This window comes from Actinoplanes utahensis (genome assembly GCF_016862455.1).
Taxonomy (GTDB): domain Bacteria; phylum Actinomycetota; class Actinomycetes; order Mycobacteriales; family Micromonosporaceae; genus Actinoplanes; species Actinoplanes utahensis.
Window position 1 is genome coordinate 148,406 of the sequence record NZ_BOMZ01000079.1, and the last position, 20,842, is coordinate 169,247.

The 20,842-nt window shown below is 72.1% G+C and carries 14 protein-coding genes and 1 pseudogene; 6 read left to right on the plus strand and 9 right to left on the minus strand.

The annotated features are described in order from the left end of the window. Nucleotides 1-24 precede the first annotated feature (24 nt). Genes Aut01nite_RS27405 through Aut01nite_RS27415 form a run of 3 tightly spaced genes read left to right on the plus strand, consistent with a single transcriptional unit; the run spans nucleotide 25 to nucleotide 4,564 of the window. Nucleotides 25-1,527 carry an ABC transporter substrate-binding protein gene (locus Aut01nite_RS27405; protein WP_043523617.1) on the plus strand — a complete coding sequence of 501 codons (1,503 nt, stop codon included), beginning with the start codon at nucleotides 25-27 and terminating at the stop codon, nucleotides 1,525-1,527. Then, nucleotides 1,524-3,287: an ABC transporter permease subunit gene (locus tag Aut01nite_RS27410; protein WP_201775465.1), complete on the plus strand. Its 1,764-nt coding sequence runs from the start codon at nucleotides 1,524-1,526 to the stop codon at nucleotides 3,285-3,287. Before Aut01nite_RS27405 ends, Aut01nite_RS27410 begins: the two co-directional genes overlap by 4 nt. Next, nucleotides 3,284-4,564: an MFS transporter gene (locus Aut01nite_RS27415; protein ID WP_052163402.1), complete on the plus strand. Its 1,281-nt coding sequence runs from the start codon at nucleotides 3,284-3,286 to the stop codon at nucleotides 4,562-4,564. Before Aut01nite_RS27410 ends, Aut01nite_RS27415 begins: the two co-directional genes overlap by 4 nt. 190 nt (nucleotides 4,565-4,754) lie before the next feature. Here the strand turns inward: Aut01nite_RS27415 and Aut01nite_RS44905 are convergent. The 9 genes and pseudogenes from Aut01nite_RS44905 to Aut01nite_RS27455 form a co-directional block, all read right to left on the minus strand. Then, nucleotides 4,755-4,832: pseudogene (locus tag Aut01nite_RS44905) on the minus strand (methyl-accepting chemotaxis protein); the annotation flags it as partial. A gap of 175 nt (nucleotides 4,833-5,007) precedes the next feature. After that, complete coding sequence (locus Aut01nite_RS45080) at nucleotides 5,008-8,199, minus strand: choice-of-anchor M domain-containing protein (RefSeq protein ID WP_152628566.1); 3,192 nt, start codon at nucleotides 8,197-8,199, stop codon at nucleotides 5,008-5,010. A gap of 117 nt (nucleotides 8,200-8,316) precedes the next feature. Beyond that, entirely contained in the window at nucleotides 8,317-9,165 is an 849-nt protein-coding gene (locus Aut01nite_RS27425) for an anchored repeat-type ABC transporter permease subunit (RefSeq protein WP_043523616.1), read from the minus strand. A gap of 2 nt (nucleotides 9,166-9,167) precedes the next feature. Beyond that, entirely contained in the window at nucleotides 9,168-9,890 is a 723-nt protein-coding gene (locus Aut01nite_RS27430; protein ID WP_043523615.1) for an anchored repeat-type ABC transporter ATP-binding subunit, read from the minus strand. After that, the gene (locus Aut01nite_RS44420; protein ID WP_043523614.1) at nucleotides 9,887-10,771 is read right to left on the minus strand and encodes a choice-of-anchor M domain-containing protein; all 885 of its coding nucleotides are present in this window, start codon (nucleotides 10,769-10,771) and stop codon (nucleotides 9,887-9,889) included. The genes Aut01nite_RS27430 and Aut01nite_RS44420 overlap by 4 nt, the downstream gene beginning before the upstream one ends. 10 nt (nucleotides 10,772-10,781) lie before the next feature. Beyond that, the gene (locus tag Aut01nite_RS27440; RefSeq protein WP_043523723.1) at nucleotides 10,782-12,326 is read right to left on the minus strand and encodes an anchored repeat ABC transporter, substrate-binding protein; all 1,545 of its coding nucleotides are present in this window, start codon (nucleotides 12,324-12,326) and stop codon (nucleotides 10,782-10,784) included. A gap of 35 nt (nucleotides 12,327-12,361) precedes the next feature. Further along, nucleotides 12,362-13,885 carry a TIGR03773 family transporter-associated surface protein gene (locus Aut01nite_RS27445; protein ID WP_052163400.1) on the minus strand — a complete coding sequence of 508 codons (1,524 nt, stop codon included), beginning with the start codon at nucleotides 13,883-13,885 and terminating at the stop codon, nucleotides 12,362-12,364. A 38-nt stretch (nucleotides 13,886-13,923) separates the two neighbouring features. Next, a complete protein-coding gene (locus Aut01nite_RS27450; protein ID WP_043523613.1) occupies nucleotides 13,924-14,973 on the minus strand; it encodes a WxL protein peptidoglycan domain-containing protein in 1,050 nt (349 codons plus the stop codon). Nucleotides 14,974-15,073: 100 nt separating this feature from the next. Continuing rightward, entirely contained in the window at nucleotides 15,074-16,525 is a 1,452-nt protein-coding gene (locus Aut01nite_RS27455) for a choice-of-anchor M domain-containing protein (protein ID WP_043523721.1), read from the minus strand. 282 nt (nucleotides 16,526-16,807) lie between these two features. Here Aut01nite_RS27455 and Aut01nite_RS27460 point away from each other — a divergent pair, with 282 nt between their 5' ends. Genes Aut01nite_RS27460 through Aut01nite_RS27470 form a run of 3 tightly spaced genes read left to right on the plus strand, consistent with a single transcriptional unit; the run spans nucleotide 16,808 to nucleotide 20,806 of the window. Continuing rightward, a complete protein-coding gene (locus Aut01nite_RS27460) occupies nucleotides 16,808-18,256 on the plus strand; it encodes a type III PLP-dependent enzyme domain-containing protein (RefSeq protein WP_043523612.1) in 1,449 nt (482 codons plus the stop codon). After that, nucleotides 18,253-19,572, plus strand: coding sequence for a pyridoxal-phosphate dependent enzyme (locus Aut01nite_RS27465; RefSeq protein WP_043523611.1), 1,320 nt, complete (start codon nucleotides 18,253-18,255; stop codon nucleotides 19,570-19,572). Before Aut01nite_RS27460 ends, Aut01nite_RS27465 begins: the two co-directional genes overlap by 4 nt. Nucleotide 19,573: 1 nt before the next feature. After that, nucleotides 19,574-20,806, plus strand: a complete 1,233-nt coding sequence (locus Aut01nite_RS27470; RefSeq protein ID WP_083998613.1) for an aminotransferase class V-fold PLP-dependent enzyme — start codon at nucleotides 19,574-19,576, stop codon at nucleotides 20,804-20,806. The last annotated feature ends 36 nt before the right edge of the window (nucleotides 20,807-20,842 follow it).

A 20,842-nucleotide genomic window follows, 5' to 3' on the forward strand; every position in this document is an offset into this window, starting at 1 on the left:
CCCCTTTTGGTTTGGAGATTCACCGTGCCACATCCCCGCGTCCGTCTCGCCGCCGCCGCAACCGCCGGCCTGCTGCTGCTCACCGGCTGCTTCAGCAACTCCGGCGACACCGCCGACAGCAGCGGCGACGACCGGATCTCGCTGGCCATGCTGCTGCCGCCGCGCAGCGGCCTGAGCCCGTTCAGTGACGACGCCTTCAAACTGTCCCGCTGGTCGACCGCCGAGACCCTGGTCACCCTGGACGCCGACGGCGTCGCCCAACCCGCCCTCGCCACCGCCTTCACCCAGACCCCGGACGCCAAGACCTGGCGTTTCGAGATCCGCGACGGCGTCACCTTCCACGACGGCACCCCGCTCACCGTGGCCTCCGTGGTCGCCGCGCTGACCGCCGCCACCAAGGCCGGCCCCAAGCCGCGCATCCTCGACGGCGTCGACCTGACCGTGCGCCCCGACCCGGCGGCCGCCGGCAAAGCCGTACTCGTCAGCACGGCCGAGGTCGACCCGCTGATCCCGCAGCGGCTGTCCAGCCCGCAGCTGTCCATCCTGGCCACCGCCGCGTACGGCGCCGACGGTGCGGTGAACCCGGCCGGGCACGGCACCGGCCCGTTCAAACTGATCTCCAGCAACACCACGACCGCGAAGCTCGACCGCTACGACGCCTACTGGGGCGGACCGGCCAAGGCCGCCGGCATCGACGTCAGCTTCGTGCCCGACGGTACCGCCCGCGCCGCGGCCCTGCGTACCGGCACCGCCGATGTGGTGGAGGCGATCCCGGTGTCGCAGGCCGGCCTGCTCGACGGCGGCAAGGTGCACGAAGTGCCCATGCCGCGCACCAACACCCTCTACCTGAACACCGAGAAGGGCGCGTTCGCCGACCCCGCCGTCCGGGCCGCCGCCCGGCAGGCGATCAAGCGGGAGCCGATCGTCGCGAACGTCTACGAGAACCGTGCCGACGTCGCCACCGGACTGCTCGGGCCGGCGCTGCCGTGGGCGGCGAAGGCCCGTCAGCCGCGTACCGAGACCGCCCCGAAACCGGTCAGCGGCACGGAGATCGTCCTCGCGACCTTCACCGATCGTGCTGAGCTTCCCGAGGTCGCCGTCCAGTTGCAGCAGCAGCTCGAGGCGGCCGGTTTCAAGGTGCGCCAGGAGGTCCGTGAGTACGCGCAGATCGAGGCCGACGCCCTTGCCGGTGAGTTCGACGCGTTCATCCTGTCCCGCGCCACCGTCCTGGACTCCGGCGACCCGGTCGCCTACATGTACAGCGACTTCTCCTGCGAAGGCTCCTTCAACATCGCCCAGCTCTGCGACCCGGCCATCGACGCCGCGCTGAAGAAGGCCGCCGGCATCGTCGCCGGACCCGAGCGCCAGACGGCGATCATGGAGGCGGAGAAGCTGATCCTGCAGTCCGACGCCGCCGTCCCGCTGCTGCACGAGCGGGTCATCCAGGGCGAGTCGGGCGCCTTCACCGGCGTGCGACGCGACTCGCGGGAGCGCACGCTGATCACCGCCGGGACCGCCCCGGCGTGACGGCGACCAAGGTCAAGATCAAAAGCCCTTCCCGGTACGGGCGAAGCAGACCGGCCGCCCTCGCGGCCGGTCTGTCCCGGGCCGGTGCCGTCGCGGTCGTCGTCGCCGTCGTGGGCCTGCTGCCCTGGCTGTCCGGCCGGGACCCGGCGCTGACCGTGCTGCGCGGCCGGTCCGCCGAACAGGAGGCCACGCCGGAGGCGCTCGCCGCGGTCCGCGAGCAGCTCGGCCTCGACGCCGGGCCGCTCACGCTGCTGGGCCGCTGGCTCGGCGGCATCCTCCGCGGTGACCTCGGCGCCTCCTGGGTCAGTGGCCGGCCGGTGCTGCCCGACCTGCTGCGCGCCACCGGCGTATCACTGACCCTGATGGGTTTCGCGGCCCTGGTCGCGCTGGTGGTGACCGCGGCCCTGACCGCACCCGCGCTGACGGCGGCGGTACGCGGACGGCAACGGCGCAGCGGCGGGGCGGCCGCCGCGGCGCTGACCGCGCTCCCGGAGTTCCTGCTCGCCTCGGTGCTGCTGCTGGCCGGCGCCGTCGCTCTGCGCGCCTTCCCACCGTACGGCTGGGACTCGGCGCACCATGCCGTCCTGCCGGCGCTCGCTCTCGGCCTGCCGGCCGGCGGACTGATCGGGATGCTGCTGGCCGACGCGGTGTCGAGGGTCGCGGGCGAACCGTGGACGGTCACCTGGGCGACCGCCGGCGCCGGCCGCGCCCGTACCGTGGCTGCTCTGCTGCGCCGCGCCCTGCCCGGCCTGATCCCGCAGATCGCCCTGGTGCTCATCGGCCTGACCGGTGGCGCCGTCGCCGTCGAACGGGTCTTCGCCGTTCCCGGCCTGGGCCGGGTCACCCTGGGCGCCGCCCAGACCCAGGACCTGCCGGTGCTGCAGGGTGGCGTGCTGATCCTGCTGGCTCTCGGCGTGATCGCCGGGATCGCCGCCGAACTGCTGCGCCGCGCCGTGCTGGGCCCTGCGCTGCGGGCGGCGAGCCTGCCGGTGGCCGCGCACACCCCGGCGCCGCACCGTGGACTGTGGATCACCGCCGGGGCCGCGCTGGCCGTGCTGACGGCACTGATCGCCGCCGGATTGGCCGGGGATCCGTACACCGCCGACCGGGGCCGGCTCGCCGCCCCGTCGTGGGACCTGCCGTTCGGCGCCGACGCCTCCGGCCGCGACCTGCTCGCCCGCCTCGGCCACGGCGCCGCCCTCACCATCGGCGCCGCTGTGCTGCTCTGCGCCGCCTGCCTGCTGCTCGGCCTCCTCATCGGCCTGCTGCCACGGACGGCGACCGGGCCGCTCGAGGTCGCCAACGCGGCCCCGCCGGTACTCGCCGGTCTGCTGGTCGCCGCGGTCACCGGCCCGGCCGCCGGAGCGGCAGCCGTCGCCGTCCTGCTGGTCGGATGGGCGCCGCTGGCCGCGCACACGGTGACACTGGTCGCCGAGGCCCGGGCCCGGCCGCACGTGGCCATCCTGCCGGTCCTCGGCGTCGGCCCGGCCCGCGCGCTGTGGCGGCACATCGTGCCCACGATCCTCGGACCGCTGACCCGCCACGCCGTCCTGCGGGTCCCCGGCATCGCCCTCGCCCTGGCCGCCCTCGGCTTCCTCGGCCTCGGCCCGCAACCACCCACCCCCGACTGGGGCCTGGTGCTGTCCGAGGGCATGCCCTATGTGGAACGCGCGCCCTGGACCGTGCTCGGGCCGTGCCTGTCCCTGGTCGCCCTCTCGGTGCTGGCCGTCACGGCGTCGGCGTTGCGGCGTGCCCGGTGATCCGGAGGGTGGTCCGCCGCTGGTCGGTCCTCGGCGGTCTCCGGGAACTGTCGCCGGTGGCTCGCCTGCTGGTGCTCACCCAGCTGGCCTTCAACGTCGGGTTCTTCCTGGTGCTGCCGTTCCTGGCCGGGCACCTCGGCGACGACCTCGGACTGGCCGGCGCCACCGTCGGCCTGGTCCTCGGGGTGCGCACGTTCAGCCAGCAGGGCCTGTTCGTGCTCGGCGGCACCCTCGCCGACCGGTACGGCACCCGCCCACTGGTGCTGACCGGCTGTGCCCTCCGGGTCGCCGGCTTCCTGGTGCTGGGCTACGCCGGTGAGCTGGTCACCGTGCTCGCCGGGGTGGTGCTCACCGGGCTGGCCGCCGCGCTGTTCTCCCCGGCGGTCGAAGCGGCACTGGCCCGCGAAGGCGCCCGCAGCGAGGCCACCGGTGGACCGCCGCGTAGCCGGCTGCTGGCCATGTTCGCCGTCGCGGGGGAGATCGGGGCGGTGACGGGCCCGGTCCTCGGCACGATCCTGCTGGCCGCCGGCTTCCGGGCCACCTGTCTCACGGCCGCGGCCGTGTTCGTCCTGATCCTGGCTCTGCACGCCCGGTTGCTGCCGCGCGAGCCCGGCGCCCACGCCGCGGAACCCCCGGTCGCCGGGTTGCGCCGGGTCCTGCGGCACCGGCGGTTCCTGGCGTTCGCCGCCGCCTACAGCGCCGGCCTCGTCGCCTACAACCAGCTCTATCCGGCATTGCCCGCCGAACTGGAACGCGCCGGCCACACATCGGCGCTCGGCTGGTTGTTCGCGCTCGCCTCCGCCCAAGTCGTCCTCGGGCAGACGGCGGTCACCGAGGGCGCCCGGCGGCTCGGCGCACGCCGGGCTCTCACCGTGGGATTCGCCGTCACCGCGCTCGCGTTCGCGCCCGCCGCGTTCGCCGCTCCCGCCGGCCTTCGCGGCCCGCTTCCGGCGGTGACGATGGTCGTGCTGCTGACCTGCGGTCAGATGCTGATCACCCCGGTCGCCACGGACGTCGCCGCCCGGCTCGCCGGCGAGCAGCATCTCGGCGCCCACCTCGGTGTCCTCTCCACCGCCGGTGGTCTCGCCGTGCTGATCGCCGGCACGCTCACCGGCGGCCTGCTCGAGCTCGTCCCGGACGGTGGGGCCCTCGCCGTCACGCCGTGGGCGGTGCTGGCCCTCATCCCGGCCGCCGCGGCCACGGCGATGTGGATGCTGCTGCGCCCCTCGGCCGTGCCCTACCCGGGCGAGCACGTCAGTCGCGCCATGTCGCGCTGACAGCGGCCGGGGTGCCGGGCGGTTCGCGAACCACGGCGGGCGACCAGATCGGTCCCAGCCACCCACTTCGATGTCCCCGGTGCTGAACGCTGACTCGTCGATGCCGGTCCGACTGATCGGCCGGTGCGGTGGCGGCGGCGCGTCGGGAGAAGACGTCGGCCCCGGGATCCGGGCCGGTAACGCTGCCGGCGCCGGCTACTACGGCGGAGCCCTTGCCGAGTTCGCCGGCGCGGGCGGCCTGCACGGGGGCGTTCAAGGCGAGCAGGTGGCCTGTTCGGCGCCTTACCTGCAGCGCTTCGAGCTGCCCGAACGATCCAGTGGAGCGCCGCCCGGCCCCAGAAGGGGCAGGGGCAGGGCGGCGGATGGTGATGCCACCGGCCGTCAGCGGTGGATCGACGGGCACGAGGTGACCCGCGCGGCGCTGACGGTCGGTGGCAGTCGACTCAGATGGCGGTCAGGGTCAGGGTGCCGGTGTAGGTGCCGGCCGCGGTGTCGGTCGGCACGCTCAGCTTCAGCTGCGCGTCGAGCCGGGCGGTGCCCCGTCCCGCGCCGCCGGGAGCCGTCGCCAGCACCGCGCCGTCGCCGAGTCCCGTGCCGGACTGCCCCGGTACGGACGGAACAGCGACCGGCCCGGCCACCACGCCCTGCGTTTCACCCTGCGCGACGACGGCGGGCGCCCAGCCGAGGTGGCTCCCGGCGAAGGTCTTGCCGTCGTCGGTGCGGAACCCGTCGGCGACCTGCCCGGACGCCGTCCACCCGGGCCGGCCGGACCGGGTGTCGGTGACGGTCACCGGTTTGAGCGCGCCGCTGCTCTCCCACCTGTCACCGGCCCCGTTCAGTGTGGCCGCCGGCAGGGTGACGGCCCGGTCGGCGTCGTCGACGCTGATCACGAGAGCACCGTCGGTGTCGCTGATCGTCGCGGTCACCGTCTTCGCCGCGGCGCCACCCTGCGGACCGTCCGCGACCTTCACCGTGACCGGGCTGCTGACGGCGGCCACCGTCGTGCCGTCGTACAGTTTGACCAGGTATTGAGCACCGTCGAGCTCCTTGGTGGCGGTGAATCCGTAGGAGGCGCCGGTCTCGCCGGCGACGGGTGTGAAGTCGGCGTCGCCGTCCCGCTTGACGAACCACTGGTAGGCGGTCAGCGGCCCTTGCGGTGACTGGACGGCCTGCAACGTGACCGCGTCACCGGGCTGGTACTCGCCGTCGGCCATGCCGGACACCGACAGGGCCAGGTCACCGGGTGCACCGGTCCCGTTCACGTGCAGGGTCACCGGCGCGGACTCGACGTACTTGCGGCCGTCGTCGAAGGTCAGCCGGGCGACGACCGCGGCGCCGTCGTGCTCGCCGGCTGCCGTGAGGGACAGTTGCGCGCCGTTCTGGCCGGGGACGAGTTGCCCGTCGAGGTACCACTCCCAGCGGGCCAGCACCGAGGCGGGCGTCACCGAGGCGGACAACCTGATCTCGTCGCCGGTCCGGTAGCTGTCGGCGACACCGTCGACGGTCGCCTTCTGCCGCGGCGCGGCGCCGTGGTCGTCCACGTGGATGGTCGCCGGCTCACTGGTCGCCAGCAGCGTGCCGGCTGCCGAGTACAGCTCCGCCTTGATCTGCGCGCCGTCGAGGGCCTGCTCGGCGACGATCTCGTGGCTGGCAGTGGTGACCTTGTCCATGACGGCGAACGCGGCCTGGTCGGGTCGTTTCCACAGCCAGCGGTAGGTGTCGGTGTCGCTGGCGGCCGGGTCGCCGAAGGCGCGCAGGCGGATGGTGCCGCCCTGGTGGTAGTGGCCGGACAGCGAGTCGAGGAACAGTAGTTGCTCGCCGGGTGCGGCGTCGGTGACGCGCAGCTCGTGCTGGGCGCTGGCGACGAAGTAGCCGGTGGCGGCGTCGGTGATGGTCAGGTACAGGCTGGTGCCGTCGAGGTCCGCGGTGACCGGCAGCTCGATCGAGGAGGAGGTGGCGCCCGGGATCGGGGTCCACTGGTCGGCCGCGATGCCCCACTCGTAGGCGAGGCCGTCTCGTGCGGGGTAGACCTCCGACTTCGCCGTGATGGTGTCGCCGGCGCGGTAGACGGTGCGCAGGCCGGAGAGCTGCAGTTCCCGGTCGATGATCTTCGCGGTGATGGCGGGGGAGCGGCCCACCACGGTGCCGTCGGAGGCGACGATCTCGTACGCCCACTCGTTCTGGTTGACCCACAGCGCGTCGATCAGGTGGGTGCGAGGGCTGCCCGGGTCCGTCTTGGGCATCGCCCATTCGCCCACCTCCTCCCACGCGACGGCACTGGGGAAGCCTCGGATGAGCCACCTGGTCCTCTCGCCGGCGGCCAGGGTGCGGTGTTCGACGGAGACGCGGACCGGGTCTCCCATGTGGTAGCTGTCGCGGAGCCCGGTGATCGTGACGGATTCCCCGGATCCGACGTCGGGGCCGTCCACGTTGAGGCGCCGGTATTCACTGTCCTGCACGAGCTTGTTGCGCGCGTCGAGGATCTGCACCTTGATGTCCGCGCCGTCGAGGGCGACGGTGGCGTCGCGGGTGTACCGGTCACCGAGGACCGCGTAGTACTCGGTGGTCTGCCCCTTGGGCCGGATGAGCCAGATCGCCTGGTGGCCGTCGCCGAGGGTGACGCCGGTGAACCGCAGGTCGATCTGCTCGCCGGCGCGGTAGCGGTCGGCGAGTCCGGTGATGGCGAAGACGTCACCGCCGGCCTGTTCGGTGACGGTGACGCTCACCGGGTCCGAGGTGGACCGGCCATACCGGTTGAGCACGTGCGGCACGAACCGGGCGCTGACCGACCGCCTGCCCAGCGGCAGCGTGGCCACCTCGAAGCGCGCTTTCCCGTCGCTCACGGCGGTGTGCCCGAGGACGGTGCCGCCGTCGAGGAACTCGACCCAACCGGTTGCGTCCGCCGGGGTGACGGTCGCGTCCAAGCGCACGTTGTCGCCGGTCACGATGCTGGTCGCGCTCGCGGTCAGCGCTGTCGTGGTGGCGGTCGCGGCGGGGAGCCCGCCGACGACGAACGTGTAGGTGGCCTCCGCGGTCTGCTCCCGCCCGGCAACGGTGACGGCAGCCCGGACGCCGACGCGGTAGGTGCCCGCCGCGGTGAACGCCCAGTTGGCGTGCATGTGGGTGCGGCCCACGGTGAACGCGGTGAAGCCGTCCTCGTCGGAGGACCACAGGCGCTTGGTGCCACCGAACCCGGCGGCGGTGAACAGTTCCAGGCTGCCGGGCCCTTCGAGGCCGGTCAGTGTCAGCGTCGTCCGGTCGCCCTCGATCGCGCCGAGCGGAACCGCCTCGGTGGAGAAGCCGGGCCACAGCCGGCCGGCTCCGGGGTTGGACTCCGGCGCGATCCAGACCTCGGTGCCGGCCGGGGCGAGGAACTCGTAGCCGGCGGGCACGGTGGCCTTGGCGTCGTCGGCCAGGTGGAACCAGACGTCGTCGGCGGCGAACCGGGTGCCGTTGCCTTCGGCGACGTCGGCCCGCGACGCCAGGGTCAGGCGGCCGTCGTCGAGGAACGTGGAGACGGCGTCGGTGTGCACCCCGGCGATGACCCGGTGTTCCCGCGGTTGCGGGGCGGGACCTTCGGCCGCGGTCGCGGTCGTCGCCGGGGCGAGCACGGCGGCGGTCGCGACGGTGAGCACCGCCAAGGCCGTGGCCCGGCGGCGTGGTCGTGAGCGTATGAGCACTGCTTTGCCTTCTCGAGGATATGGCGGTGGAACGCCCGGCGATCGCCGGGCGTGGGAGGCGAGGGCGTGAGGTCAGGCGGCGAGCCGGGCGATCAGCCCGTGACGCGGTGCCGCCAGCTGTGCGATCAGGAAGGCGCCGGTGAGGGTGAGCACGACGGTGCCGCCGACCGGCAGGTCCCACGACCAGGACAGGTAGAGGCCGACGAGGGCGCAGCCGGCGCCGATGGCCGGTGCCAGGGCCATCATCACCGCGAGACGGTCGGTGAGCAGCCGGGCGGTCGCGGCCGGGGTGACCAGCAGGGCCAGGACCAGGATGTTGCCGATGGTCTGCACGGCCATCACCACGGCCAGGGTGACCAGCACGTACAGCATCAGGTCGAGCCAGAACACGCGCAGGCCCAGCGCGCGGGCCATCTCCCGGTCCAGGGTGACGGCGACGAACTCCTTGTGCAGCAGGAACACCGTCAGCAGGACGGCGATGGTGGTGGCGCCGACCACGTACAGGTCCCGGTCCGGGATGCCGGTGATCGAGCCGAACAGGAACTGCTGCAGGGAGCCGGCGTAGCCCGGCGCCCGGGAGATGATGACGATGCCGAGGGCGAAGGCGGCGACGAAGAAGATGCCGATGACGGAGTCCTCCTTGAGCCGCCGGTTCTGGGCGAACACGGTGACCAGCAGGGCGGTGACGACGCCTGCGATCGTGCCGCCCAGCACCAGGCTGCCGGAGAACAGGAACGCGATGGCCAGGCCGGGGAACACCGCGTGGGCGACGGCGTCACCGATGAACGCCATGCCGCGCAGCACGACGTAGCATCCGACGACCCCGCACATGATCGCCGACAGCACGGCGATGGTCAGGGCTTTGGGTAGGAACGCCAGGTCGGGGTTGGTGAGGTCGGCGAGGAACTGCCAGGGGGACACGGTCAGGCTCCCACGAGGTCGAGGGCTTTGAGCAGGTGGCTGCCGGGACCGACGTCGAAGGTGCGCATCCAGACCTCCGGGTCCTTCAGGTCCGCCGGGGGTCCGGACGCGATGACGGTGCGGTTGAGCAGGATCAGACGATCACAGGTGTACGCCGCCGCGGTCAGATCGTGGGTGGCCATCAGCACGGCGCGTTCCCGGGCGATCTCGGTGAACAGGTCGGTCAGGGTCTCCTGGGCGGGCATGTCGAGGCCGGTGAACGGCTCGTCGAGCAGCAGCACCGCCGGTTCCAGGACGAGCGCCCGGGCGACCAGAACCCGCTGCCGCTGCCCGCCGGACAGCTCCCCGACCGGGCGTTTGCGCAGGTCACCGAGCTTCACCTGGTCGAGGGCGGCCCACACCGCCTGCCAGTGGGCGACCTTCGGGCGGCGCAGCAGGCCGATCCGGCGGACCAGGCCGCTGAGCACGGCGTCCTGCACCGAGGCGGGGAAGTCCCAGGTGAACTCGTGGCGCTGCGGCACATATCCGGCGCTGGCGGTGCTGACCGTGCCGGCGCGTAGCGGGAGCAGGCCGAGGGCGGCCCGCATCAGGGTGGTCTTGCCGGCGCCGTTCGGGCCCAGCAGGGCGGTGAAATCCCCGGCGTCCAGGCGCAGGTCGACGTCGCGCAGCACGGGCCGCCCGCCGAGGTCGGCGGCGACCCCGGTCATCTGCAAGGCGGCGGTCATCGTGGCGGCTCCTGCTCGGCGCGGCGGCGGACGGCGGCCTGGCGGAGCACGAGCAGGACCAGGATCAGGACGGCCACCCCGACGGCTACGGCGACATAGATGAGCGCGTTGCCCGTACCCGACGAGGGTTTCTCGGCCTGGGCGGACGCGGAGCTGGACGCGGACACCGCGGCCAGAGGTGCGGTGAAAGCGGCGCCGAAGGCGTCGTCGGGATTGGTGGCGTCGCCGACGGCCAGGCGCAGGACGGTGCTCGCCGAGGCGGTGGAGCCGTCGGCGAGATCGGCGGTGACGTCGACGGCGAGCAGGTAGGCGCCGGGTTTGCCGAACACCCAGTTGGCGTGGGTGTGCGTGTTGGTCTCCACCCACAGTGGCTGCGGGTACGGCTTCGCCGAGCTCCACAGCACCTGCGGGGCGCCGAGGTTGCCCGACTGCAGGAAGACGTCGACGGGGCCGGGCCCCTGCACGCCGCGCAGGGTCAGCGTGACACCGCGGCTGATCGCGCCGAGCACACCCGGGTCCTGGGTGTTCCAGCCGATCCAGACGACGCCCTGTTTCTCGGTCTGCGGCACCACGTGCACGTCGGTGCCCGCCTGCGCGCCGAGGAAGGCGTAGGCCGGGTCGTCGGGAACCTGCTGGCGGGCGGTGTCGCGGATCCGCAGGACGGTGTCGGCGGGTTCGCGCCACACCGACGGCACGGCGTGGTCGTCGTGGATCTGAATCGTCCACTTCCCGTCGCGCAGCCGCGGGCCGATGTCGACGTGGCCGGTCTCCAGCACGGCACGTCCGGCCGCCTGGGACTGGTTGGCGTCCAGCGTCTGGCCGAGATCGGGAGAGGGGGTCGGCGCTGTCGCGAGCACGAGCGCCAGGAGAGCTTTGATCACGGATGTCTCCTCAGGTCAGGCACTGTCGGAGGGAGTCGGCGTTGAAGCGCATCAGCTGCGCGTAGGTGCGCACCCGGTCGTCGAAGGCATCGCCGTAGATGTCGCAGACCCGCACGTCCTCGTGCTGGGCGACCTCGACCAGGGTGGAGGAGCGGGCTCGCAGGTTGGGTTCCAGGAACACCGCTTTGATGTGCAGGTTCCGCAGGGTCTCGGTGAGGCGGCGCCGGTCGGCGAGGCTCGGCTCCACCGCCGGGTTCGGCGTGACGAATCCGGCCACCGGGATTCCGTAGGCTTTCGCGAGATAGGCGAAGGCGTCGTGGGTGGTCACCAGATGGCGGTTCGCTTGCGGGATCCCGGCGATCCTTTCCCGGACGTACGCGTCCAGCGCGCTCAGTTCGGCCAGGTAACGGTCGGCGTTGGCGCGGTACTGCGCGGTCCCGCCCGGGTCGGCGGCGATCAGGGTGTCCCGGATCAGTTCGGTGTACGCCTGCGCGTTGCCGACGTCCTGCCACAGGTGCGGATCGATCTCGCCGTGCACGTGCCGTCCGAGGACGGCCTGCGGCAGCTGGTAGATCCGTGTTCCCGGCCGGCCGAGGAAGCGGAATCCCGGTCCGGCGGGCACCTCTTTCAAGGCCTTCGCCGGAACCTCGATGACGGTACGGGCGGGATCGTGCCGCTCCTGGTGGGTGCCGTCCTCCCCGTCGGAGTACAGATACAGCTCGCCGGTGTCGATGTCGGCGGTGACGTCGGTGTGCCCGTCGCGCAGCACCAGCGCCCCGGACATGCCCGGCACGGTGTGCGGATCGACACCGACGGCGAAGGTGAACGTCTGCTCGCCCATCGGCACCGGCTTCGCGTCGGCGGACACGGCGAGCTCCGCGCGCAGGGTCAGCCGATAGACTCCCGGTTCGGTGAACGCCCAGCTCATGTGGGTGTGCGCGTCGGGCGGCAGGGTCATGGTGTCGTCGCGGTAGCCGTTGGCCGGCTCCAGGCCGTCACCGGAGTCGAACGCGGTGTCCGGGTTGCCGAACGACTCGGTCAGATAGGCGGACAACCGGCCCGGACCGTCGATGCGGGTCGCCGAGAGCCGCACATCCGAGGAGCGCGTGACACCGTGCGCCGCGCCGTCGCCTCTGGCCCGCAGCCCGAGCCAGATGGTGTCCAGGGAGACGTCCTCGACCAGCGGGATGATCTCGGCGGCGTACTTGGTGGCGCCTTCGGCGAGGGAGATCTGCTCGACGCCGTCCGGCAGGTTCGCGTCGAGCGTCTTGATCACGCTCTGGGCTTCCAGAAGGAGATAGTTGCTGAACGCCACGTCGGCGTAGACGATGTTGCGCACGTCGCGCAGAGTCGGCTCGTACGCGTGCGCGTCGGCGTTGTCGGGCACGATCGAGTCGACGAGCACCCGGTCGCCGCCGACGTTGCGGACCAGGTCGGCGAGGATGCCGGTGGTGGTGACCACCTGGACCCGGCCGTCGGTGCCGGACAGGGCGGGCGGCGGTGCGCAGCCGGCCGCCGTAGCCACCGTCAGGACGGCGGCGAGGAGGCGTCTCATCGATGTCGGATGCGGCGCGGCGGTGGAACGTGCCATCAGGACGGTTCCGACGTGGGCGCCGCGGTCGTCTCGCCGCGCCGGCGGCGGGTGAGGACGAGGACGCCCGCCCCGGACGCGAGCAGCACCGCGCCGCCACCGGCGATCGACACGAGGTTCATGCCGGTCTTGGCCAGGCTGCCGCCGCCGTTCTTGCCGCCGCTGTCGTCGCCGGTCCCGGATCCGCCACCGGTCCCGTTGCCGCTGCCGGCGGACCCGTTGCCGCCGGTGCCGGTGCCGGTGCCGTTGCCGCCGTTGCCGGTGTCGGTCGAGTCGCCGACGGCGATGGTCAGCGTCTTGGTGTCCGAGACGGTCTTCCCGCCGGTCGTGGTGGCGGTCATCGCGACGTTGAGCTTGTAGATCCCGGCCTTGGTGAAGGCCCAGTTGCCGTGCGCGTGGGTGTTCGGCGCGATGCTGAGCTGCTGCGGCAGTGACTTCGCCGAGTCGAAGACGACCTCCGGGGTGCCGAACGAGCCGGTCAGGAACAGCTTGAACGCGCCCGGGCCGGTGACTCCCTTGAGCTGCCACGTGACGTTGCCTCTGGTGCCCTTGACGATCGATTCGTGCTGGGTGTTCCAGCCCGGCCAGACGATGCCGGACTGCTGGGACTGCGGCAGCAGGTACACCTTGTCGCCGGCCTTGCCGAGGAACGCGTACCCGGCGCCGGCCGGCACGTCGATGATCGCCTTCTGAGTCACCTTGAGCGTGACGTCGGCGACCTCCCGCCACGTCGGGGGAGTGGTGGAGTCGTCCTTGAGCCGGATGGTCATGGCGCTGCCGCTGAGGTTCGGGCCCATGTCGACATGCCCGTCGGAGATCACCTTCTTGCCGGTGGCGGCCGGGGCGGCCTTCGCGGCGGCGGCCTCGGCAGCGGCTGGTGCCGCCTTCGCAGCCGCCGGCTGCTGCGGTGCGGGCGCCTGCGCTGCGGGGGTCTTCACCGCCGGCGCCGCCTGTGCCTGGGTGGGTACCGAGACGCGGTAGACCGCCTGGTCGCGCAGCGTCTTCGCGCCGGTGTGCGCGGTCGCCTGCAGTGTCACGCGGTAGTCGCCGACGGCGTCGAACAGCCACACCACGCCGCCGAGTCGCTGCCCGGCGGGCAGCCGGGTGCTCTTCCGGCCGTCGCTGTCGAGCAGCAGGGTGGGCCGTCCCCACTCGGACAGTGTGTAGGCGGCGAAGGAGCCGGGACCCTCCACCGACGCCAGTTCGAGGGTGAGCTCGCCGTCGTTGATCGCGGTGGTGTCGAAGGTGGAGAACGGCGAGTCCTCCTGTAGCGACCACACCGGTGCGCCGGGCCGGCCGAGGAAGGCGAACGCGGGATCGTCGGGGATGACGCCGACCGGTGATCCGGACGCGGTGAAGCGCACCGACTGGGGATCCGTGCCGGCCTTTCCGGCATCGCGGAAGCTCATCCGCAGCTGTCCGGACTCGACGGAGAGCGCGATCAGGTCGGCGCCGTCGGCCGGGGTGGCCGCGACGGCCGGTGCTCCCGCGGTCAGCGCCACGGCGAGAGAGGTCGTGACCACGGCGGCAGCCCGGTGAAGGCGGATTCTTCTCCTGCGGGTCATGCGGTTCCTTCCTTCTGCAGGGTCGCGTTCGCCTGTTCGCGCCCGCGCTGCTCGGCGGCGGCCAGCGCCGCCTGCAGACGGCTGCGACGCCGGCGGCGGGCGAACAGCCAGGCGAGCAGGAGCGCGACGGCGAGCGTGATGAGGGCGAGATGCGGCCACGGCATCAACCACAGGGTGTGGTCGGAGACCGCGCGGGCCGGTGTGGGATCGATGGTGCGGCCGTCGGCGGGCGCGGGGAGGATGTCGAGGGTCAGGCTCTCGTGGAAGAGTGGCGGCACCGAGTCCAGCGTGACCGTCGTGGTCAGGGAGCCGCCGGGCAGGATCTCCGGGATCGCCGGCGCCGCGGCGGTGCGGCTGCCGAGGCCGAAGGGGCCTTCGATCCGGGCCGACGGGGTGCCGGTGAGGCGTACGTTGCCGGTGTTGACGATGGTGAAGCTGGCCGTGACGCGCGGCAGTGTCAGCGGGTTCCAGGACGTCGCGGTGTCGATCCGGACGTCGGTGATGCCGAGGGCCGGCTGCAGCGGCCCGGTGACGCGCAGATGGACGCGGGCGCCGACCCGGTGATCGACGGAGACCTGGTTGCCGGCACTGTCCGTGGTGGCGGCGGCGAGCGAGGCGACCACCCCGGCCGCGTGGTCGCCGGGCGTGGCGTCGGCCGGCACGGTCACGGTGAACGGCACGACGGCGCGGGACGACGCCGGCAGGGTGATCGTCGACTGGGCCGGTTCGATCCAGCTTCCGGCGTCGGTGGGCGCGGCGTTGCCGGCGCGCAGGGCGAAGCCGCCGCCCGCGGTGGTGAACGCGTCGTTGGCGTAGAGCCGCAGGGTGAGCGGGCGCTTCGAGTGGTTGGTGACGGCGACGTGGTCGGTGATGGTGGCGCCGGGGTCGAGTTTGTAGTCCAGTGCCGAGCGGCCGTTCGGGCCTTTCGGCCCGGATGGCGCCACCGACCAGGTCAGCGCGTCGCCGCTGGGCGCTGCCTGTGCGGGCACGGGGCTGAGGAGGGCGGCTGCTACGGCCAGGACGGCCGCGATGACGCGGGTACGCATGAGGGGTCTTTCACATCGGTTCGAAGATCGAGGCACAGCGGATCGAAGGTCGCGGGGCGGCCGTGGACAGGGGGTGTCTCGTGGGCCGCCCCGCGACGTCTCAGATGGCCGTCAGGGTCAGGGTGCCGGTGTAGGTGCCGGCTGCCGTGTCGGTCGGGACGCTCAGCTTGAGCGCCGCGTCGAGCTGGGCGGTGCCCAGACCCTTGCCATGCGGTGCGGTCGCCAGGACCGCGCTGCCACCCAGACCGGTCTGGGTCTGCACGGTGCCGTACGGTGCCGACACCGGCCCGGCCACCACGCCCTGCTGGGTGCCCTGCGTGGTGATGCTGGGCGTCCAGCCGAGATAGCTGCCGGAGAACGTCTTGCCGTCGGTGGTCCGGAACCCGTCGGCGACCTGGCCGGAGGCGGTCCAACCGGGCTTGGCGGCCCGGGTGTCGGTCACCGTGACCGGCTGGAGGGCGCCGTTGCTCTCCCACCGGTCACCTGACGCCGACAGCGTCGCCGCCGGCAGGGCCACCGTCCGGTGCGCGGGATCCACGCTGATCACCAGGGCGCCGTCGGCGGTGTTGATGGTGGCGGTCACCGACTTGGCGGCGTTGCTGCCCTCCGGCGGGAAGGCCACCCACAGCCAGACCTCGGTGCTGGTCGCCACGACCTTCTCGCCGTCGTACAGCTTGACGGCGTACTGATTGCCGTTGAGGGCCCGGGTCGCGGTGAAGCCGTACGACGCCCCGGTCTCGCCGGAGATCGGCGTGAACTCGGCTTCGGACGGCTTCTTGCTGAACCACTGGTACCTGGTCAGCGGGCCCTGCGGGGACTGCACCGCCTGCAGCGTCACGGTGTCGCCGGGCTGGTACTCGCCGTCGGACATGCCGGAGACGGTCAGGCTGAGGTCACCGCCGCCGGCCTGAAGGTCGCCGACGACGAACTTGTAGTCGACCGGGCCGGTGCTGACCGTGCCGCCGCCGGCGAGGGTGGCGTCGGCCTGGAACGTCAGCGTGTACGTGCCCACCGCGGAGAACACCCAGCCGGCGTGGGCGTGGGTGTGCACCGGCACGTCGAGCTTGTCGGGCAGGCCGTCGTTGCTGCGGAACTTGATGCTGGGCGTGCCGAGCGAGTTGGTGTCGAACAGGGTCACGTCGCCGGGACCGTCCACACCGACCAGGCTGATCGACACCTTGTCGCCGGCGAAGACGCCGGAGTCGAGGTGGCCGGTGTTCCAGCCCGGCCACAGCAGCGCCGGGTCCTGGACCTGCGGCAGCATCCAGATCTTGCGGCCCGGGGCGCCGAGGAACGAGAAGGCCGGCAGGTCCGGCACCGTCGTCTCGGCGGTGGGCAGCACCTGGAAGGTGACGTCCGCCGGATCGCGGACCACCGCCGGGCTCACCGTGTCGTCCTTGACCTTGAGCTTCAGCGCCCCGCCCTCATAGTGGACGTCGACGGCGTCGGTGTGCCCTTTGGACAACACCGCCGTGTCGGCGGCCAGCGCGGACGTAGCGCCGATGAGGGTCGTGACGAGGGCCAGACCGAGCGCAGCGGACGTGACCCGCAGATCGGGTCTTCTCACGCATCGACTCCCTTCCGAACGAGCATACAGTTGAAAACGACTCTCGTTTTCGCTGGGACGCTAGCACGTTGAGGTGGGGGAAGTGATGCCGCTCGACAGCCGGCTCGAGGTCTAATCGGTAACGATATCGATTTTCTTTAGCTCGCGCAGAGACTGATACATGCACAATGTTGCATTCAGTGATGAGCCGGTCACCTTGTGCTGATGATCCTCTTGGGTTTGATCAGTTCATCGATTACGTTGGGATGACCGGCTTCCGGGAGTGTGATGACGCTTTATCTGCAACCGCGTGTGGACGGTGACCTGCGGCTCGTCCTGGAGGACCGGGATCTGCCGCATCGGCTCGCCGACGGGCTGGGGTCGCCGCTCAACCTGGTCCTGCCCGGCCGGGTCGGCCACAACGTGCGGCGTTTCCGTGACATCTACCACCGGCATCACCTCAGCGGAGGTGTCTACTTCGCACACAAGGCCAATCGGTCGGCGGCTCTGCTCCGCGCGCTCGCGGCGACCGACGCCGGCGTGGACGTGGCCTCGCTCGGCGAGCTCCAGCACGCCCTCGGCGCGGGCTTCGACCCGGGCCGGATCATGGCCACCGGCCCGAAGAGCCGGGAGTACCTGTGGCTGGCCGCCCGGACCGGCGCGGTCGTCAACGCCGACTCCACCACCGAGCTGAGCGAGCTGGCCGGCATCGTCGCCGCGCATGCCCTGCCCCGGGTGCGGGTGATGGCCCGCCTGTCCGGGTTCACCTCGTCCGGGACCAACGTGATGAGCCGGGCCAGCCGGTTCGGTGTTCCAGCCGCCGAGCTCGGCGCGCTCTGGGAGGTCCTCGGCAAGCATCGCGAGCAGCTCGACTTCCTCGGTGTGGCCTACCACCTCGACACCGTCGGCATGCCGGAGAAGGCCACCGCCCTGGAAGGCTGCCTGCTCGCGGTGGAGGAGGCCTACCGCCATGGCCTGAGCCCGCGCGCGGTCGACATCGGCGGTGGCTTCGGCGTCAGCTATCTCGCCGACGGCCGGCAGTGGGAGGCGTGGACCAGTGAGCTGACCGCCGCGGTCCTCGGCAAACGTCCACCGATCACCTGGAACGGGCACGGCTACGGGCTGCGCAACGAGGGCGGCACCGTGCGGGGCGCCCTCAGCGTCTACCCGGCACATCGGGGCGTCGCCGGGCCGGACTATCTGGAGAGCCTGCTGACGGCCGAGTCGGCGGTGCACCGGCGACCCTTCGGCACGCTGCTGCTCGACGGCCTCCACGACTTGCACGTCGAACCGGGGCGGGCGCTGCTCGACCAGTGCGGCGCCGTGCTCATGCGGGTCGAGGAGGTCCGTGGCGACGGGCGGGGCGAGACCCTGGTCCGGCTCGCCGGCAACAGCGGCGACGTCGCTCTGGAGGCGCACGGCGTACTGATGGATCCGCTCCTGCTGTCGCGGGGCGAACCGGGACCGGAGGAACCGGCCGGTGTCCATCTGACCGGCAACCTGTGCCTGGAAGCCGACCTGATCACCCGCCGCAAGGTCTTCCTGCCCCGCCTGCCGCGGCCCGGTGACCTGCTGGCCTTCGCCAACACCGCCGGCTATCTCATGGATTTCAGCGTCGGGAACGCGCTGATGCAGCCCACCGCCCGGACCGTCGCCGTCGTCCGGGACGGCGACCGGTGGCGGTGGTGCCTGGACGAGCAGTACTGGCCCGTGCTGGGCCGGGAGGAGACCGGGTGAGGTTCGACCACGTCACCGACGTCATCGGCGACACGCCACTGGTGCGCATCGACGCGGCTGTGCACGGCCTGAACAACATCGACCTGTACGCCAAGATGGAGCTGTTCAACCCGTTCGGCTCGGTCAAGGACCGGGCCGCCTGGAACATGGTCCGCCACCGGCTGCCCGGCGCCGCCGACCGGGGCGAGACCGTGGTCGAGCTCTCCAGTGGCAACACCGCCAAGGCCCTCGCCGTGATCGCCGGCATGCACGGCCTGCCGTTCCGCAGCGTCACCAACCGGATGCGGATCCCGGAGGTCAAGGATCTGCTGCTCCTGCTCGGCGCCCAGATCGACGAGCTGCCCGGGCGGTCCGAGTGCCTGGACCCCTCCGACGCCGACGACCCGCTCACCCGGATGTACCACACGGTCTCCGCCGACGGCGCCGGTTACCTGCACACCGACCAGTACTTCAACGACCTCAACATCGAGGCGCACCTGCGGGGTACCGGCCCCGAGATCATCGCCGACCTGGACGGGCGGGCGCCCGACTACTTCATCGCCTGTGTCGGCACCGCCGGCTCGTCCACCGGCGTGGCCCGGGCACTGCGCGCCCACGACCCGGCGGTCACCGTCGTCGGGCTGGTCGCGGAGAAGTCCGACTTCGTCCCCGGCATCCGCAACCTCGACGAGGTGCACGAGGTCGGGCTGTTCGATCCGGACGTCTACGACACCATCGAGGCGGTCAGCTCCGACGACGCGATCGACGGGCTGCTCACCCTGGTCCGCCGCTGCGGGACCCTGGCCGGGCCCACCGGCGGCGGCGCCTACCAGGGAGCGGTCCGCTACCTGCGCCGGATCGACGCCGGGCTCACCGAACGGCGTACCGCGGTGTTCATCGTCTGCGACCGGGTCGAGAGCTACCTGAGCTACCTGCGCGAACGCCGTCCCGCCCTGTTCCGGCAGCAGGCCCGCGCCAACACCGTGCGCAGCCTCACCGCCGAGGACGTGGCGGCCGCCCGCACCGTCGGCGTCGCCGACGCGCGGACGTGGATCGACAAGGAGCATCCGCTGATCGTGGACCTGCGCAGCCCGTTCGCCTACCGTGCGCAGCACATCGACCGGTCGATCAACATCGTTGACGAGCAGTTCGGGGAGATGCTGCACGGCGGTCTGCCGTTCAGCACCCGGCAGCCGGTCCTGCTGGTCTGCCCGGTGGGGGAGAAGTCCGCCCGGTACGCGGCGCTGCTGGCCCGGATGGGGCATCCGGACGCGCGGTCGCTGGCCGGAGGTGTGATCGCCTGGCGCGACGCCGGCGCCGAACTGGTTCGGGACTGACGTGACGACCGTGTCCGCGCCCGCCCGCTACAACCACGGCCCGGCCTTCCCCGACGACTTACGGCCGTGGCAGGCCGGGCTGCGTGAACAGTTCCCGATCCTGACGCGCCATCCCGGCCACTCCTACCTGGACAGTGCCGCCACGTCGCAGAAGCCGCAGGCCGTCCTCGACGCCGTGAACGACTACCTGACCAGCGGCAACGCCAACGCCGGCCGGGGCACCTACCCGTGGGCGAACCGGACGACCGCGCTGATCGAGCAGGTGCGCCACCGGGTGCGCGAGTTCCTCGCCGATCCGGAGCCGGACCGCTCCGGTGTGCACTTCGTCGGCGGCACCACCGACGGGCTGCGGCTGATCGCCCGGGACTGGCTGGTCCACCATCTGCGGGACGGCGACGAGATCATCGTCCCGTTCGCCGACCACTCCGCGAACGCCCTGCCCTGGCAGGAGGCTGTGGACCTGCTGGGCCGGCAGGGTGTGCGGGTCACGGTGCGGGCGATGCCGTACGACCCGGCTCACGACTACGACCACCGGGCGCTGCCGGAGCTGGTCACCGAACGGACCCGGTTCATCGCCACCACCCATGTGCACCACGTCTACGGCGGCGACATGAACATCGGCCGGATCCGCGCGGCGGTCGGCCCGGACGTGGTGATCTGCCTGGACGCGGCGCAGAGCGTGGGGCACCTGCCGGTGTCGGTGGCCGATCTCGACGTCGACTTCGTGGCCTTCTCCGGGCACAAGGCGATGGCGCTGCCCGGCATCGGCGCCGTCTGGGCGGCGAACCGGCGCGGGGCGGCGTTCGTTCCCGCGGGCTGGGCCGGGACGCCGAACACCAGCGGCATCGTCAGCCTGCACGCCGCCCTCGACTGGCTGCAGGCCGCGGGCGTGGCGGACGTCGCTCGCTGGACGGTCGCGCTCGGCGCCCGGCTGACCGACGGCTTGAGCCGGCTGTCGGCCTACGAGATCCTCGGCTGCCAGCGCAGCCTGGCCGCCGATTCCCCGGTGCAGCAGCGGCACGGCATCGTGACCTTCCGCCATCGCGACATCGGCTCCAACGACCTGGGTTTCATCCTGGCGGCGGAAGGGTTCATGGTCCGGGCCGACGGCCACTGCCAGGCCGGCGGCGGGGAGAAGACCACATCGGTACGGGCCAGCCTGCACGTCTACAACACCGTCGAGGAGGTCGATCGGCTTCTGGAGGTGCTCGCCGGGCTCGACACGGGCGCCTGACAGTCCACGCATTGTTGAAAACGGTTTCCGTTATAC